The sequence below is a fragment of the Arthrobacter sp. THG-b23 genome (assembly GCF_059091265.1).
Map to the genome: position 1 here is coordinate 149,068 of NZ_JBNHGM010000005.1, position 15,279 is coordinate 164,346.

General features: G+C 67.3%; 13 protein-coding genes. 9 read left to right on the forward strand and 4 right to left on the reverse strand.

The window, feature by feature from the left end; genetic code table 11:
- Positions 1-60: 60 nt before the first annotated feature.
- Positions 61-1,842, forward strand: a complete 1,782-nt coding sequence (locus AC5RVD_RS11210; protein ID WP_494111468.1) for an acetyl/propionyl/methylcrotonyl-CoA carboxylase subunit alpha — start codon at positions 61-63, stop codon at positions 1,840-1,842.
- A gap of 177 nt (positions 1,843-2,019) precedes the next feature.
- A complete protein-coding gene (locus AC5RVD_RS11215) occupies positions 2,020-2,289 on the forward strand; it encodes a GlsB/YeaQ/YmgE family stress response membrane protein (protein ID WP_493977616.1) in 270 nt (89 codons plus the stop codon).
- Positions 2,290-2,450: 161 nt separating this feature from the next.
- Here the strand turns inward: AC5RVD_RS11215 and AC5RVD_RS11220 are convergent, their stop codons facing one another.
- Positions 2,451-3,854: an MFS transporter gene (locus AC5RVD_RS11220; protein ID WP_494126950.1), complete on the reverse strand. Its 1,404-nt coding sequence runs from the start codon at positions 3,852-3,854 to the stop codon at positions 2,451-2,453.
- A 213-nt stretch (positions 3,855-4,067) separates the two neighbouring features.
- Between AC5RVD_RS11220 and AC5RVD_RS11225 the strand changes: the two genes are divergently transcribed.
- The gene (locus AC5RVD_RS11225) at positions 4,068-4,922 is read left to right on the forward strand and encodes an alpha/beta fold hydrolase (protein ID WP_494126951.1); all 855 of its coding nucleotides are present in this window, start codon (positions 4,068-4,070) and stop codon (positions 4,920-4,922) included.
- A gap of 33 nt (positions 4,923-4,955) precedes the next feature.
- On the opposite strand, the gene AC5RVD_RS11230 is transcribed toward AC5RVD_RS11225, so the two are convergent.
- A complete protein-coding gene (locus tag AC5RVD_RS11230) occupies positions 4,956-5,696 on the reverse strand; it encodes a hypothetical protein (RefSeq protein WP_494126952.1) in 741 nt (246 codons plus the stop codon).
- 208 nt (positions 5,697-5,904) lie between these two features.
- Between AC5RVD_RS11230 and AC5RVD_RS11235 the strand changes: the two genes are divergently transcribed.
- The 4 genes from AC5RVD_RS11235 (at position 5,905) to AC5RVD_RS11250 (ending at position 9,825) form a co-directional block, all read left to right on the forward strand.
- On the forward strand, positions 5,905-6,093 hold the full coding sequence (locus tag AC5RVD_RS11235; RefSeq protein ID WP_494126953.1) for a hypothetical protein: 189 nt from the start codon (positions 5,905-5,907) through the stop codon (positions 6,091-6,093).
- Positions 6,094-6,158: 65 nt separating this feature from the next.
- Positions 6,159-6,482 (forward strand): hypothetical protein, encoded by a 324-nt coding sequence (locus AC5RVD_RS11240; RefSeq protein ID WP_494126954.1) that lies wholly within the window; start codon positions 6,159-6,161, stop codon positions 6,480-6,482.
- Between the two features lie 30 nt (positions 6,483-6,512).
- Positions 6,513-8,984: a Tex family protein gene (locus AC5RVD_RS11245; RefSeq protein ID WP_494126955.1), complete on the forward strand. Its 2,472-nt coding sequence runs from the start codon at positions 6,513-6,515 to the stop codon at positions 8,982-8,984.
- Positions 8,985-9,453: 469 nt separating this feature from the next.
- Complete coding sequence (locus AC5RVD_RS11250; protein WP_494111475.1) at positions 9,454-9,825, forward strand: Hpt domain-containing protein; 372 nt, start codon at positions 9,454-9,456, stop codon at positions 9,823-9,825.
- Between the two features lie 34 nt (positions 9,826-9,859).
- Here AC5RVD_RS11250 and AC5RVD_RS11255 read toward each other — a convergent pair whose 3' ends face one another.
- Together AC5RVD_RS11255 and AC5RVD_RS11260 are read right to left on the reverse strand one after the other, a co-directional pair.
- On the reverse strand, positions 9,860-10,831 hold the full coding sequence (locus AC5RVD_RS11255; protein ID WP_494126956.1) for a response regulator transcription factor: 972 nt from the start codon (positions 10,829-10,831) through the stop codon (positions 9,860-9,862).
- A gap of 124 nt (positions 10,832-10,955) precedes the next feature.
- The gene (locus tag AC5RVD_RS11260; protein ID WP_494126957.1) at positions 10,956-12,359 is read right to left on the reverse strand and encodes an NAD(P)H-quinone dehydrogenase; all 1,404 of its coding nucleotides are present in this window, start codon (positions 12,357-12,359) and stop codon (positions 10,956-10,958) included.
- A 168-nt stretch (positions 12,360-12,527) separates the two neighbouring features.
- On the opposite strand from AC5RVD_RS11260, the gene AC5RVD_RS11265 reads away from it, so the two are divergent.
- Positions 12,528-13,328 carry a purine-nucleoside phosphorylase gene (locus AC5RVD_RS11265; RefSeq protein WP_494111478.1) on the forward strand — a complete coding sequence of 267 codons (801 nt, stop codon included), beginning with the start codon at positions 12,528-12,530 and terminating at the stop codon, positions 13,326-13,328.
- An 11-nt stretch (positions 13,329-13,339) separates the two neighbouring features.
- On the forward strand, positions 13,340-15,136 hold the full coding sequence (locus AC5RVD_RS11270) for a phospho-sugar mutase (protein WP_494126958.1): 1,797 nt from the start codon (positions 13,340-13,342) through the stop codon (positions 15,134-15,136).
- Positions 15,137-15,279: the final 143 nt, after the last annotated feature.

Genomic DNA, 15,279 nt, shown 5'->3' on the forward strand with positions numbered 1-15,279 from the left:
GGTTCATGAGCGAATCCCGCAAAAGCAAGCTAGGCTCCTCAAGGATAGAAGGAGCTTTGAATGACCCAGCGCATCACCAAGGTACTGATCGCCAACCGTGGTGAAATTGCCGTCCGCGTAGTTCGTGCAGCACGGGACGAAGGCATTGCCTCGGTCGCCGTCTACGCCGATCCGGACCGGGATGCCCTGCACGTCCGCCTGGCAGACGAGGCCTACGCACTCGGCGGGAGCACCGCGGCCGAATCCTATCTGGTGATGGACAAGCTCCTGCAGGTGGCCGAGGCCGCCGGCGCCGATGCCGTCCACCCCGGCTACGGCTTCCTGTCCGAAAACGCAGAGTTCGCCCAGCGGGTCATCGACGCCGGCCTGACCTGGATCGGCCCCTCCCCCGACGCCATTTCCCAACTGGGCGACAAGGTCCAGGCCCGGCACATCGCCGAACGGGTCGGCGCCCCCTTGGTGCCCGGAACGCCCGATCCGGTGGGCAGCGTACAGGAAGTCCTGGACTTCGCCGACACGCACGGCCTGCCGCTGGCCATTAAGGCGGCCTACGGCGGCGGCGGCCGCGGCATCAAGGTGGTCCGCGACCGGGAGGCCATCGCCGAGTCCTACGAGTCGGCGGTGCGCGAGGCCACGGCGGCGTTCGGGCGCGGCGAATGCTTCGTGGAGCGTTTCCTGGACTCTCCACGGCACGTGGAAACCCAGTGCCTGGCCGACGCGCACGGCAACGTGGTGGTCATCTCGACCCGCGACTGTTCGCTGCAGCGCCGCAACCAGAAACTCGTGGAGGAGGCCCCGGCCCCGTTCCTGTCCCCCGAGCAGAACGAGCGCCTCTACGCAGCGTCCAAGGCGATCATGCGCGAGGCCAAGTACCAGGGCGCCGGCACCTGCGAATTCCTCGTCGGCCAGGACGGCACGATTTCCTTCCTCGAGGTCAACACCCGCCTGCAGGTGGAGCACCCCGTGTCCGAGGAAGTCACCGGCATCGACCTAGTCCGCGAACAGTTCCGCCTCGCCCGCGGCGAAGAGCTCGGCTATGACGACCCCGACGTGCGCGGCCACTCGTTCGAGTTCCGCATCAACGGCGAGGATGCCGGCCGCAACTTCATGCCGGCCCCCGGGACCGTCGAGACCCTGCGCCTGCCCACCGGCCCCGGCGTCCGCGTGGATTCGGGCATCGAAGCGGGCGAAGTCATCGGCGGCAACTTCGACTCCATGCTGGCCAAGCTCATCGTCACCGGCAGCACCCGCGCCCAAGCATTGGAGCGGGCCCGCCGCGCGCTGGACGAGATGGAAATCGGCGGCATGCCCACCGTGCTGCCGTTCCACCGCGCCGTGGTGGCCGACCCTGCCTTCGCCCCCGCGGATGGGCCTTTCAGCATCCACACCCGCTGGATTGAAACCGAGTTCGTCAACGACATCCCGGCGTTCCAGTCGGTCCCGGCCGCCGGACCCGACGACGACGGCGAACGCCAGCGTGTGACCGTCGAGGTCGGGGGCAAGCGGCTGGAGGTCGTGCTGCCGGCGGGTCTGGGCAGCGGTTCCGGCGCGCCGGCGAAGTCCAATGGCAAGCCCAAGCGCGCCGGCCGGGGCCGTTCCGGCTCCGCAGCCGGTGCCGTGACCGCTGGCGACGGATTGGCCTCGCCAATGCAGGGCACGATCGTGAAGGTAGCCGTCACCGAAGGCGACACGGTTGCAGAAGGCGATCTCGTCGTCGTCCTGGAGGCGATGAAGATGGAGCAGCCTTTGACCGCGCACAAGTCCGGGACCATCCTGGGGCTGGCCGCCAAGCCCGGGGACACCGTTTCAGCCGGTGCCGTGCTGGCCACCATCGCGGATTAAGAAGCCATTTTCCGGGCGAACTGTATCACCGCTTGTAGTCTTGTCACGTTTTAGTACCAAGTGGGCGCGGGAACTTACTAAGCACGCTGTCCATGCGGTAGCGTGATGCTTACTAAGGAGCAGAACCCGGCCTGACCGGGAGAATTGACGCAGCACCTAACGAAGGAGATGCACCACATGAACTTCCTAGCATTCCTCTTACTCGGACTTATTGCCGGAGCCATCGCCAAGCTGATCCTTCCCGGACGGCAGGGCGGCGGCTGGATTGCCACGCTCGTCCTCGGTGTCATCGGTGCCCTCCTGGGCGGATGGATCGGCGGTGCTGTGATGGGCGCCGACATGAACGAATTCTTCAGCCTCGAATCGTGGATCTGGGCCATTATTGGCGCCCTGATCGTGCTGGTGATCTGGGGCTTCATCACCAAGAGGAGGAGCACAACCGCTTAACCTTGGCCGATTAAACTGCTCCTTCAGCGGCACCTGGCCCGCCGTCCCACCGGGGACGGCGGGCCTTTGCCATGCCTGCTACTGCGGCGGCACCTGAACCACCGCAAAGGAAAGACCCGCGGCCACCGGCCGCGGGTCTTTCCTTTAGTCCAACGAACAGGTCAGCTCGACTGGTTCTCGTAGTCCATGTCCTTGGTTTCCTTGGTCAGCAGCAGGGCCACCAGGGTCAGGACGGCGGCGCCACTGAGGTAGAGGCCCACCAGGACCGTGCTGCCCCCGGCCGCCTGCCACAGCGCGACGGCGATGAACGGAGCCACCGAAGCGCCCAGGATCGAGGAGAAGTTGTAGGCCACGGCCGAACCGGTGTAGCGCACGTTGGTCGGGAACAGTTCGGGCAGGATGGCGCCCATCGGCCCGAAGGTCAGGCCCATCAGCGTGAAGCCGATGATCAGGTGCGCCATGGTGCCGGCGAAGCCGCCGTCGAAAAGCGGCACCCAGAGGAAGCCGAATGCCACGATGCCCAGGGACACCCCGATCAGCGTCTTCTTGCGGCCATACTTTTCGGCCAGGGGTCCCGACACCAGGGTGAAGATGCCGAAGAACACCACGCCGATGATCAGCATCAGCAGGAAGTCGTTGCGGGCGTAGCCCAGCCCGGCGGCGAAGGTGTCCGGATCGAACGGCTTTCCGGCCGCCTCGGCCGCGGCGGCGGCGTCCTCGGCGTTGGTCGCTGCCGTGCCGTAGGAGAGCGTGAACGTGGTCATCAGGTAGAACAGCACGTAGGTCGCCAGCATGATGAACGTACCCAGGATCAGCTGGCGCCAACTGGTCTTGAACACCCGGCCCAGCGGCAGCTTGGTCACCTCGCCCTTGTCCACGACCTTCTGGAAGGCAGGGGTTTCCACCAGCTTCAGGCGCACCCACAGGCCGATGATGACCATCACCGCGCTGGCCAGGAAGGGAATGCGCCAGCCCCAGGCCATGAACTCGTCATTGGCAAGGTTGATGCTCAGCACCAGGAACAGGGAGTTGGCGATGATGAAGCCGATCGGGGCACCCAACTGCGGGAAGGTGCCGTAGATGGCCCGCTTGTTGGCCGGCGCATTCTCAGTAGCCAGGAGGGCCGCGCCGCTCCATTCGCCGCCAAGGGCCAAGCCCTGGGCGAAGCGCATGACCACCAGCAGGGCGGGCGCCCAGAAGGACCAGCCGTCCACTTGGGCGGTGGGCAGGCAGCCGATCAGGAAGGTGGCGATGCCCATGGTGAGCAGCGAAGCCACGAGCGTTCCCTTGCGGCCGAACTTGTCGCCGAAGTGCCCGAAAATGATGGACCCCAACGGACGGGCGATGAAGGCTACGCCGAATACCGCGAACGAACTCAGCAGTGCGACGGCGCCGCTGGCATTCGGGAAGAACAGCGCCGGGAAGACGAGCACGGCGGCCGTGGCATAGACATAGAAGTCATAGAACTCGATGGACGTGCCAACGAGGCTGGCAACGATGACGCGGCTGCGGGAGTTCACCGGCGCGGCAGGCGCCCCCGCGGTAACTGATGCTGGTTTGGACATTGATGTGTCGGCTTTCGCTCGAATGAATAACTTATGAATCTTAGCCAGAAGGGTCCGGGATCCGGACAATTGTTTCAATATATGGACAGCTGTGCTAGGCGTCCTCACCGCGCCGCGGCGTCCCCGGGCCGCCGGCCAAGGCTCGCCGCGGCCGACTGGCCGCCGTAGGCTGGTGCGGACCGGCAGGAGGAATGCCCGGCAAGGGAGAGCTCAATGAAGGCCAATGAACGGCACAGGATGCTGGCGCGCCCCGATGCGGCCCTCTCCGTTTACTCCTACGGCCCGCCGCACGGTCCCGGGATTCCAGCCGTCCTGCTGGTCCACGGCTACCCCGATGACCACTCGGTCTTCGCCTCCGTCGCCACCGCGCTGAGCGCCGATAGCCACGTCATCTCCTACGACACCCGCAATGCCGGGGCGTCCCGAACCACCGTCGCCCGTCGCAGCGCCTATCGCCTGCCCGTCCTGGTGGACGATCTCTTTGCGGTGATCGACGCCTCCGGGGCAAGGGGTGTGCACCTCGTAGGACATGACTGGGGATCGATCCAAGGATGGGCGGCAGCCCAGGATACCCGTGCCGAGGGTCGGATTCTGAGCTTCACCAGCATTTCCGGCCCAGACCTGGGCCACCTTCAGCGCTGGTTCGGCCGCAGGATACGCAGGCCCGCCCTCTGGCCCCAGGCGGCAGCACAGGCATTGCGCAGCTCGTACGTCGCCGGGTTCCAGCTGCCGGTACTGCCGGAACTTGCCTGGCGGACGCTCCTGACCCGTCCGTACGAGCGGTTCGCCGGCCGGAGGATCGGCGACAATGGTGCCCGCGGCCTCGCCCTTTACCGGGCGAACTGGTGCCGCCCCCAGATTCTGTCGGGCCGCTGCCGGATTCCCGTGCAGGTGATAGTCCCACGGCGGGACCCGTTCCTCTCGTCCCACCTCGTGGATGGGCTGGAGGATTGGGTGCCGCAGCTGAAGGTCGTTGAAGTCGATGCCGGCCACTGGTGGCCTGCAGAGGCCGGAGAATCAGCTGCGCGGATGGTGAGGAGCTGGATTGCAGACCTAGCGGGGGCTTGAGGTTCCATTTGAAGGCACCGGCGAGCGGGCCTGCTATCCCCGCGGCCCCGGCCGGCTGTCCCGAAGGCGCGTCCGGTGCAATCCCCGCGGGCGTGCCCGGCGTGACACGGCGTAGGACGGAGCGCGCAGCTTCTCGATCCACCGGTAGGTTGCCGCGTCCGGAAGCCGGTTCACGATCGGATCAAAACGAAGCGCGGTGTCTCCCCCGCCCTGCGCGGGCCGCAGCGTGAGGGTAGCGAACCGGCGCCACCGGCCCCACGGCTGTGCATGGAACAGCGCCAGCACCCAGTCCTCGCCGCCCAGCGCCCGTCGGAATCCGAGGGGATCCGCCGGAAGCCGCCCGTTCGGCCGGAGCGTGCGGGCGGCGAGCTGGACCGGGCCGCGTGCCCCTCGGTAGGGCATCACCGTGGTCAGCGCTGCCGCACGAACATCCCGCCGGGGCTGCAGAAAGTACCTTCCGACCCGGGAGGCGCCGCTGGAAGCCAGCAGGATGTCGGCCTGCCCGCCCTCTGCGGTGACCCGCAGCGCGAGCCCGATGATGTCGGGAAACCGCGGCGGCAGCCCGGCTGACCTTGACAGCCGCGCCTCGACGTCGTTGTTCCCCGCTTGATCCAGCCACGGTATGCCGCTGGCGAAGGAATTCCCCGATCTCTCCAGCCACCCTTCAAGGTGAAGTCCGATCGGATGGATGGGCCGGGCGGGCCGCAGCATCTTGAGCGCCGCGAAGACAAAGGCCAGGCCACGCCCCGCCACTGTGCCAATGTGATCTGGCATGGCCGCCGGCTCCTTCCCCCATGACGCTGCACCGCCTTCTGCAAACGCTCGCGTCCGTCATCGCCGTCCGATGTCCTGCCGGCAGGGCTTTCGGGCTGCGGCGCCACCATAGACAGCATGCTGAGCATCAGCCTACTCTGATTGGCATCGGGCACTATGCGGACTGCGCCACACCGGGTCCGCCGCCCCTGGCGGGAGGAAGTCCATCATGAGCAGTGGCAACGAATATTCCGGCTCCGGGGAAGAGGAAGCAGCAGCTCCCCCAGATCCTGCGCCTGGCGACGAAAAGAGCACGGAATCCGGGAATCCAACGGAAACCTCCGGTCCCGATTCCAAGGATGTGCAGGGGGAAGCCGCAGCCGAAAACGCCAAGGAATCGGGCGGATACGGCTACTGAAGCCGCCGCTCCCGGCTCGAGACAGTGCCGTCCGTACCGTCCGCGCCGGATGGCAAGGTTGCCACATGAACAAAGTAGACGTCATGACCGCCAGCCGGTATGCACGGAACCGCGGCGAACCGCGCCCCCGCGCCGAAGACCGTCATGCCGGGGCCACGCGCGAGCCCTACTGCCGGGAACCTTATGTCCGGGTGCGCCATGAGGGGAAGACCTTCGATGCCAAGGCCATTTCCTGGGACCGGACCAGCGTGCAGGTGAAGTGGATGGATACGCACGGCTCCGCCCGTACCGCCTGGGTTCCCGGCAGCGCGGTCCGGCGGATCCACCGTGACGAGTCCAGCTGGCGCGACCCCTACGACGACTACGCCTTCTACTATCCCGGCACCTAGGGCAAGCCTCGAATACGGCACAATGGATCGGTGACCGAATCATCCGCGCCTGCCCCGCCCGCCCCCGCAGCAACCCTGCCTCCTGTCGATCCGGCCGCGCTCAATGCCCGGATCCATGCCCAGCTCGCCCAGGAGCTGGGCGTCCATGCCTGGCAGGTCAAGGCCGCGGTGGAAATGCTCGACGGCGGCGCCACCGTCCCGTTCATCGCCCGGTACCGCAAGGAGGCCACCGGCACCCTTGATGACGCGCAGCTGCGTGATCTCGAGGAGCGGCTGCGCTACCTGCGGGAACTGGAAGACCGCCGTCGGGCCGTGCTGGAGGCCATTGCCGCACAGGGCAAACTGACCGCCGAGCTGGAAAGGTCCGTCAACGGAGCCGAGACGAAGGCGCGGCTGGAGGACATCTACCTTCCCTACAAGTCCAAGCGGAGGACGAAGGCGCAGATCGCCCGCGAAGCAGGCCTGGAGCCGCTCGCCGATGGCCTCCTGGCCGACCCGTCCCAGGATCCGCTGTCGGCTGCGGGAGGTTTCCTCAATGCCGGGCACGCCATCAATGAGCCGGCCGATGCCTTGGCCGGCGCCCGGGCGATTCTGGTGGAGCGGGTCAGCCAGGACGCCGATCTGGTCTCCGAGCTGCGCGAACGGCTGTGGCAGCAGGGCCTGGTGCGGGCGGAGGTCCGCGAGGGCCAGGCGGAAACCGGCCAGAAGTTCGCCGACTACTTCGACTTCGCCCAAGACCCCGCCGGCCTTCCATCGCACCGAGTGCTGGCGCTGCTTCGGGGCGAGAAGGAAGGCGTGCTGAACCTGGACATCAGCGAGGGCAATCCGGCTCATCCGGAGGACTTCGCCGAGGCGCGCGGCCGGTTTGAGAACGCCGTGGCGTCACGGATGGGCGTGGTTGACCGCGGGCGGCCGGCCGACCGCTGGCTCCAGCAAACCGCGCAGCTGGGCTGGCGGCGGATCCTGGTCAAGCTGGCCATCGATCTCCGCGTGCGGCTGTTCACGGCGGCAGAAGACGAAGCCGTACAGGTCTTCGCCGCCAATTTGCGGGACGTGCTGCTGGCCGCACCGGCCGGCAACCGCGCCACCTTGGGGCTGGACCCCGGACTGCGCACGGGCGTGAAGGTCGCGGTCGTGGACGGCACCGGCAAGGTGGTGGCCACCGACACCACCTATCCGCATGCTCCGGCCAGGAAATGGGACGACTCGCTCGCCACCCTGGCCAGGCTCGCCGATCAGCACGCCGTCGAACTCGTAGCCATCGGCAACGGGACCGCTTCGCGGGAAACCGACAAGCTGGCCACCGAGCTGATCAAACTCATGGAGCCCACCCGCAAACTGCAGAAGCTGGTGGTTTCGGAGGCGGGTGCGTCGGTCTACTCGGCCTCGGCCTTGGCCTCGGCGGAACTGCCCGAACTGGATGTCTCGCTGCGCGGTGCCGTCTCGATCGCCCGACGGCTGCAGGACCCGCTGGCGGAACTGGTCAAGATCGACCCGAAGTCCATCGGTGTGGGGCAATACCAGCACGACGTCACGGCCAGCAAGCTGGAGCGGTCCCTGGACGCGGTGGTCGAAGACTGCGTCAACGCGGTCGGTGTGGACCTGAACACCGCCTCCCCGTCGCTGCTCTCCCGCGTGGCCGGCCTGGGTACGCAATTGAGCGAGAATATCGTGGCCTACCGCAATGCCAACGGCCCGTTCGCCAAGCGCTCCGAGCTGAAGAAGGTCCCGCGGCTGGGTGAGAAGGCGTTCGAACAGTGCGCCGGGTTCCTTCGCATTACCGGCGGGGCGGAGCCGCTTGATGCGTCCAGCGTGCACCCGGAGGCGTACGGCGTCGCCCGGAAAATCCTTGCCGCCGCAGGCACAACCGCGACGGCGGCGGGACGGGGCGCCCAGTCCCTGGCCGTACTGGACCCGCAGCAGTTCGTCGACGAGCACTTTGGCCTTCCGACGGTAGTGGACATCATCACCGAGCTGGAGAAGCCGGGCCGCGACCCTCGGCCGACCTTCACCGCCGCCTCTTTCACCGAGGGCGTGGAGAAGATTTCCGACTTGATCCCGGGAATGGTGCTGGAAGGCACCGTAACCAACGTCGCTGCATTCGGAGCCTTCGTCGACGTCGGCGTCCATCAGGACGGGCTGGTCCACATCTCCGCCATGTCGAACAAGTTCGTCTCGGATCCCCATGACGTGGTCAAGTCCGGCCAGGTCGTGAAGGTCAAGGTTCTCGAAGCAGATCCTGAGCGCAAGCGCATCTCCCTGACGCTGCGGCTCGACGACGACGCACCCGCCGGCGACCGGAGCCAGCCCGGGTCCGGCCACACAGGCCGCGCCGGCGAAACCCGCACCGGAAAGGGCGGGGCACGTCCCGGTCCCGCCGGGGGCAAGGGGCGTCGCGACGGCCGGAAACCCGGTGGAAGCACCGGCCGCGCGCCCGGCCCCGGCGCCTCCGCCGACACCGCGATGGCCGAGGCGCTCCGGCGGGCAGGCTTGGGCAGCTAGCAAAGGAACAGCCCCAGCACCACCCTCATGTCCGGAGCACTCCCTCCGGACGGGACAAGGGCAAGGTACTGAGGCTGTTCCTTTGCGGATGGTGGACTAACGGAGACTGTGCCTCCGGCCCCGGTTAAGGGGTGAAACCACAGACACCACTGTGACTGACGTCGCTTAAGGCAGCGGAGGCATCCGCTCAAGATTTGCTCAGCTTTGCCCTAAGCGTGCCGCCTGGTCCACGCCCAGCGCCCTGCCCACTACCGGCGACGCCACGGACCCCGTCTGTCGGCCCGCCCGCCCGGCAGCGCCGGCAGGCGAAATTGGTGCTCAAGAGTTACCAAGGATGCGGCCGCCCGCCTCGGTTGGCCCCGACAGTCGCTTACGATGTAAGTAGTTCGAAGTTGCAACAAGTTTGAAAGGAGCGCCGCCCGATGCTCCCTTCCGGGCAGTCCTCCACGTCCGGCCATCGGGCGTTCTCATGACCGCCATCTCGCCCGATATGCCTCTGGTTTCACCCGCAGTCCTGGAAAAACTGGCAACGGACCTCGACGACCACGACGGCAGCATGCGCCGCCGCTTCATCGGCAATTACGTGGGGCTCTGGGAACACCGCTATGGAAGGGTTTGCAACGCCATTCGCGCCCGGGACGCCGAAGACGCCATGGATGCAATCCTCAGTTTGAAGATCTCCAGCAGCATGGTGGGGGCCGGACGGCTCGGCCAAATGGCAGAACATCTCGAAGGCCTGGTCAACGGCCGGCTCTTTGACGCCGCGGCCATTCTCTTGGACGAGCTGCGCACCTGCGGTATGACGACGACGTCACAGCTGCGCAGCCTGCATCTGCAGTAGCGCGTCCGTCAGGTGGGTTGCGCGCCCGGTGGCGTTACCGCTTCGGTGCCAGGCTGTAGCCCACGCCGCGTACTGTCTTGATCCAGCGCGGGGATTTCGTGTCGTCACCGAGCTTGCGGCGAAGGTTGGCCATGTGCACTTCGATCGTGCGTTCGTCGGAGTCCGAAATGTAGCCGCCGGTGTTATAGGGCTCGTTGCGAAGCCGGCGGACCAGATCGGCCTTGGTCCGCACCACCCGGCCGCTTTCCATCAGGGCGTACAGCAGGTCGAATTCGCTGCGGGTCAGTTCGAGCTCGCGCCCGGACCGGATCACCGTGCGGGCCCGGTGGTCGACCACGATGCCGTTGTGCTCCAGCACGCCGTCACCGGCCGGGCTCGCCGCCCCGGCTGCGGCAGGTGCTGCCCCGGCGCCGGTTTCGGCTGCGAAGGCCGGCGTCCCGCCGCCTCCTGACAGCGCTACCGAACCGGACGTCGACAGCGACAGGCCCGGGTGCCCCCCGGTGCCCACGCCTGCCCCCTGCAGGACCGGTTCCGGCGCCGGAGCGGTGCCCGCTGTGCCGGCCCCGGCAGCCGCTGCGGGCGCGCCCCCGCTGGCGCCGCCGTCCACCGGCGAACCGCCGTCGCTGCCCTTGACGGTGCGCGGGCGGCGCAGCATGGCGGTGATCCTGGCGCGCAGTTCCCGCGGGCGGAACGGCTTGGTGAGGTAATCATCGGCACCGGTTTCCAGGCCCAGCAAAGTGTCCAGCTCTTCGGCACGCGCGGTGAGCATGATGATGTAGGTGTCGCTGAAGCGGCGCACCTGGCGGGCCACCTCGAAGCCATCGATGTCCGGCAGGCCAAGGTCGAGGGTGACGACATCGGGATTGTGGCGCTTGATGGCGGCAACGCCTTCCATCCCGGAGGAGGCGGTGTGCACCGTAAACCCGGAACTGGACAGGACCGTCGAGATCAACTCCCGGATGTCCAGGTCATCCTCCACAATGACGGCAGTACGCTGCTCGCTCATCCTTTTATCCCCCAACTGACTAACTTCGGTTCATCGTTTCATTACAGAGCTATTGAATGATCATAGACCCAGAAACAAACAATGGGGCGAAATAATAGTCGGGAATAACGGCGGAATCTTCCGCCTAGAGATGCACGTGCAGCCGCCTCGCCGCCTCGGAAATGGAACCGGTCAGGGACGGGTACACCGTGAACGTGTTGGCGATATCGTCCACGTGGAGTTTTTGGCTGACCGCCAGCGCGATGGGGAAGATCAGTTCGGAAGCCCGCGGGGCCACCACCACTCCCCCGATAACCGTGCCGGACCCCCGGCGGGCGATGATTTTCACGAAGCCTTCGGAGACGTTCATCATCTTGGCCCGCGCATTGGTGTTGAGCGAGAGTTTGATGATGTCGCCCTGATACTTTCCGGCTGCAACTTCCTCCTCGGTCACCCCCACGGTGGCGATCTCCGGGCTGGTGAAGATATTGGACGCCACCTGCTTGAGCTTCAGGGGCTTGACGTAGTCGCCCAGCAGGTGGGCCACGGCGATGCGGCCCTGCATCGCGGCCACCGAGGCCAAAGCGAGGACGCCGGTGCAGTCGCCGGCAGCATAGATGTTCGATGCGGTGGTGCGCGAGACGCCGTCCACCTTGATGTGGCCGCTCTCGGTCAGGGCAACCCCCGCTTCTTCGAGTCCAATGCCGGCGGTGTTGGGAACGCCGCCCACGGCGAGCAGGCAGTGCGACCCCTCGACCACCCGGCCGTCGGCTAAGGTGACCAGCACGCCGTCGTCCGTTCGTTCCACGCTGGCGGCGCGGGACTTGGACAGCACGGTCATGCCGCTGCGGGCGAAAACGTCCTCGAGCACCTCGGCGGCGTCGGCGTCTTCACCCGGCAGCACCCGGTCCCGTGAGGAGACCAGGGTGACTTTGGTGCCAAGCATCCGGTAGGCGGAGGCGAACTCAGCTCCGGTCACGCCCGAACCGACCACGATCAGGTGCTCCGGGATCTCGGTCAGGTTGTAGACCTGGGTCCAGTTGAAGATGCGTTCACCGTCCGGCTTGGCCGTGGACAGTTCGCGGGGCGTGGCGCCGGTGGCCACCAGGATGGCATCCGCTGCGACCGTCTCGGTTCCGGTGTCGGTCGACACCGCGATGGTGTTCGGGCCGGAGAGCTTGCCTTCGCCCAGGATGACGCGCACCCCGGCACGTTCCAACCCGTGGTGAATGTCCGCCGACTGGCTCTCGGCCAGCTTCAGCAGGCGGTCGTTGACTGTGCGCAGGTCGGCATAGGCAGCCTTGGAATCCTCGTCGAAGCGCACCCCGAGGTCATGGGCACTCGCGACCCGCCGCATGGCATCGGCGGTCGCGATCAGGGTCTTGGACGGCACCACATCGGTGAGCACGGCCGAACCGCCCAGACCCTTCCGTTCGATGATGGTCACCTTGGCGCCGAGCGAGTTGGCCACCATGGCCGCCTCATACCCGCCGGGGCCCCCGCCCAGGATCGCCAGACGCGGGGCACTGAAATCTATTTGGCTAGTCACGGACTTCATTCTGTCGCATGCCCCGCAACGCCTCAACCTGCCGCTGCGCCGTGAAGCAAGCGGCCGCTGCCCCGCACCGCGCCGGGTCATCCCCAATGCCGGGAACGACGGCGGCGATGCCCGCCTGACGCTTTCAGCAGCAGTTCACCAGCGGGTAGGTTAGGGGCTGTGACTACAGATCCCTTTGAACTGGCCGCCGAGGCAGCCGCTTTCCTCGCCCGGCAGACCGGTGTTGCCGCCCATGATGTTGCGCTGGTGCTCGGCTCCGGCTGGGGCGAAGCCGCCGACCTCGTCGGCGAAACCACCCACTCGATTCCGGCCACGGACATTCCCGGGTTCTCCGCCCCCGCCGTCGAGGGCCATGTCGGCACCATCCGCTCCGTCCGGACGCCCGACGGCAAGCGCGTGCTGGTGCTCGGCGCCCGCACCCACTACTACGAGGGCAAGGGCGTGCGCGCGGTCGTCCACGGGGTCCGGACGGCCGCGGCGGCCGGATGCAAGACGCTGGTGCTGACCAACGGCTGCGGCGGACTGAACCCGGCCTGGGCGCCGGGGACGCCGGTGCTGATCAGCGACCACCTCAACCTCACCGCTGCCTCCCCGCTGGAAGGCGCAACCTTCGTTGACCTGACCGACCTCTATTCGGGACGGCTGCGCACCTTGGCGCGGGAGGTGGATCCCAGCCTGGACGAAGGCGTGTACGCACAGTTCCCCGGCCCCCACTACGAGACTCCGGCCGAGGTGCAGTACGCCAAGCGGATCGGCGCCGACCTGGTCGGCATGTCCACGGCGTTGGAGGCCATCGCCGCCCGCCACGCCGGCATGGAGGTTTTCGGTATTTCCCTGGTGACCAACCTGGCGGCCGGCATCAGCGACACTCCGCTCAGCCACACCGAGGTCATCGAGGCGGGCCGGGCCGCGGGGCCGCGGATCTCGCGGCTGCTGGCCGGAATTGTCGCCAAACTGTGAACGGGAGCGACATGACCGCCATGCCCGACGAGTTGAAGGCCGCCGCCGAAGCCTGGCTGCAGGCCGATCCGGACGCGCAGACCCGCCGGGAATTGCAAGACCTGTTGGCAGCGGCCGGCGGCAGCGCCCCCGATACCGCCGCGGTGCGGGCCGAACTGGCGGACAGGTTCTCCGGAACCCTGGCCTTCGGTACCGCAGGGCTGCGTGCCGCGCTCGGCGCAGGGCCCTTCCGGATGAACCGGGTGGTGGTGCGCCGGACCGCAGCCGGGCTGGCCCGCTTCCTGCTGGACACCGCCGACGGCGCCTATGCGCCGCGTGCGGTGGTCGGTTTCGATGCACGCCGGAACTCGGATGTCTTCGCCGCCGAATCCGCTGCCATCTTCACCGCGGCCGGCATCGAAACGTTCCTGATGCCTTCCGCCCTGCCAACACCGGTGCTGGCGTACGCCGTCCGGGCGCTGGGGTGCGAAGCGGGCGTGATGGTCACCGCCAGCCACAATCCCGCGCACGACAACGGGTACAAGGTGTATCTGGGCGGACGTGCCGTGGACGAAGGCGGCCGCGGAGCGCAGATAGTGGCACCCTACGACGCCGAGATCGCCGCCCGGATCGATTACACCCCGCCGCTGGAATCGATCCGGCTGGCCGAGGAAGGCTGGAACGTCCTGCCGGACGGTATCGCCGCCGACTACATCGCGGCGGTCACCGCGCTGGCCGACCCGCGGCTGTTCCCGCAGCGGGACCTGAGGATCGTGCTCACACCGATGCACGGCGTCGGCGGAGCCACCATGCGGGCGGTCTTTGAGCAGGCCGGTTTCACCGACGTGACGCTGGTTGCCGCCCAGGCGGAGCCGGATCCCGATTTCCCGACCGTGGCCTTCCCCAACCCGGAGGAAGCCGGAGCGATCGACCTGGCCTTGGCGACGGCAGCCGAAATCGACGCGGACCTGGTGATCGCCAACGACCCCGACGCGGACCGTGCGGCGCTGGCTGCCAAGGATCCGTTAACCGGCGCGTGGCGGATGCTTCGCGGCGACGAGGCCGGCGCCCTGCTCGGGGCGCACATGGCGGCACGTTTCGAAGGCCAGGACCGGTTGCGCACGGACCGCGACGCCTCCACCGATCCGATCGGTGCACGGGCGGACGAGAGCGCGGCTGCGTCCCGGGTCTTCGCCAACTCGATCGTGTCTTCCCGGCTGCTGGGCAAGATCGCGGCCGATGCAGGGACAGCCCACGTGGAGACGCTGACCGGCTTCAAGTGGATTTCCCGCGTCCCCGGCCTGGCCTACGGGTATGAAGAGGCCCTGGGTTATTGCGTGGCACCCCATCTGGTCCGGGACAAGGACGGGATGTCCGCCGCCCTGCTGCTCGCCGAGCTCGCCGCCGACGTCAAAGCCGCGGGCCGGACACTCTTCGACGTCCTCGATGAACTCGCGCTGAAGCACGGGCTCCACGCAACGGACCAGCTGAGCATCAGGGTGGACAACCTTGGCTTGATGGAAACGATGATGTACCGGCTCCGGGAGCGGCCGCCGTCGTCGCTGGCCGGTTCCCCGGTGGTGACCAGCACGGACCTGTCCATCGGCAGTGAAGCATTGCCGCCGACCGACGGGCTGCTGTTTCTAGGCCAGGACGATACCCGCGTCATTGTGCGGCCGAGCGGCACGGAGCCCAAGCTCAAATGCTATCTGGAAGTCATCCGACCGGTCGCCGCCGTGGACCGGCTGGCGGAGGAACGCGCGGAAGCGGCCCGGCTGCTGGAGACCATCAAGACCGACATCCGCACCACCCTCGGGGTGCCCGGTTAGCCGGTGCGGGTCTCCGCCAAGCGGGAACGGCCAGCATTCCTCCAGGGCGGCCGAGCTGTGCCAGAGCGGCCTTACGCGACGGGCCTGTGTCGACTTTCGGCCGCCCTGGAGCCAGCCCGGGAATCCAGCCCTGTTCATCGGCA

Coding starts and splice junctions, on each gene's coding strand:
- AC5RVD_RS11210 (WP_494111468.1), top strand. CDS start 61: ATGACCCAGCGCATCACCAAGGTACTGATCGCCAACCGTGGTGAAATT.
- AC5RVD_RS11215 (WP_493977616.1), top strand. CDS start 2,020: ATGAACTTCCTAGCATTCCTCTTACTCGGACTTATTGCCGGAGCCATC.
- AC5RVD_RS11220 (WP_494126950.1), bottom strand. CDS start 3,854: ATGTCCAAACCAGCATCAGTTACCGCGGGGGCGCCTGCCGCGCCGGTG.
- AC5RVD_RS11225 (WP_494126951.1), top strand. CDS start 4,068: ATGAAGGCCAATGAACGGCACAGGATGCTGGCGCGCCCCGATGCGGCC.
- AC5RVD_RS11230 (WP_494126952.1), bottom strand. CDS start 5,696: ATGCCAGATCACATTGGCACAGTGGCGGGGCGTGGCCTGGCCTTTGTC.
- AC5RVD_RS11235 (WP_494126953.1), top strand. CDS start 5,905: ATGAGCAGTGGCAACGAATATTCCGGCTCCGGGGAAGAGGAAGCAGCA.
- AC5RVD_RS11240 (WP_494126954.1), top strand. CDS start 6,159: ATGAACAAAGTAGACGTCATGACCGCCAGCCGGTATGCACGGAACCGC.
- AC5RVD_RS11250 (WP_494111475.1), top strand. CDS start 9,454: ATGACCGCCATCTCGCCCGATATGCCTCTGGTTTCACCCGCAGTCCTG.
- AC5RVD_RS11255 (WP_494126956.1), bottom strand. CDS start 10,831: ATGAGCGAGCAGCGTACTGCCGTCATTGTGGAGGATGACCTGGACATC.
- AC5RVD_RS11270 (WP_494126958.1), top strand. CDS start 13,340: ATGACCGCCATGCCCGACGAGTTGAAGGCCGCCGCCGAAGCCTGGCTG.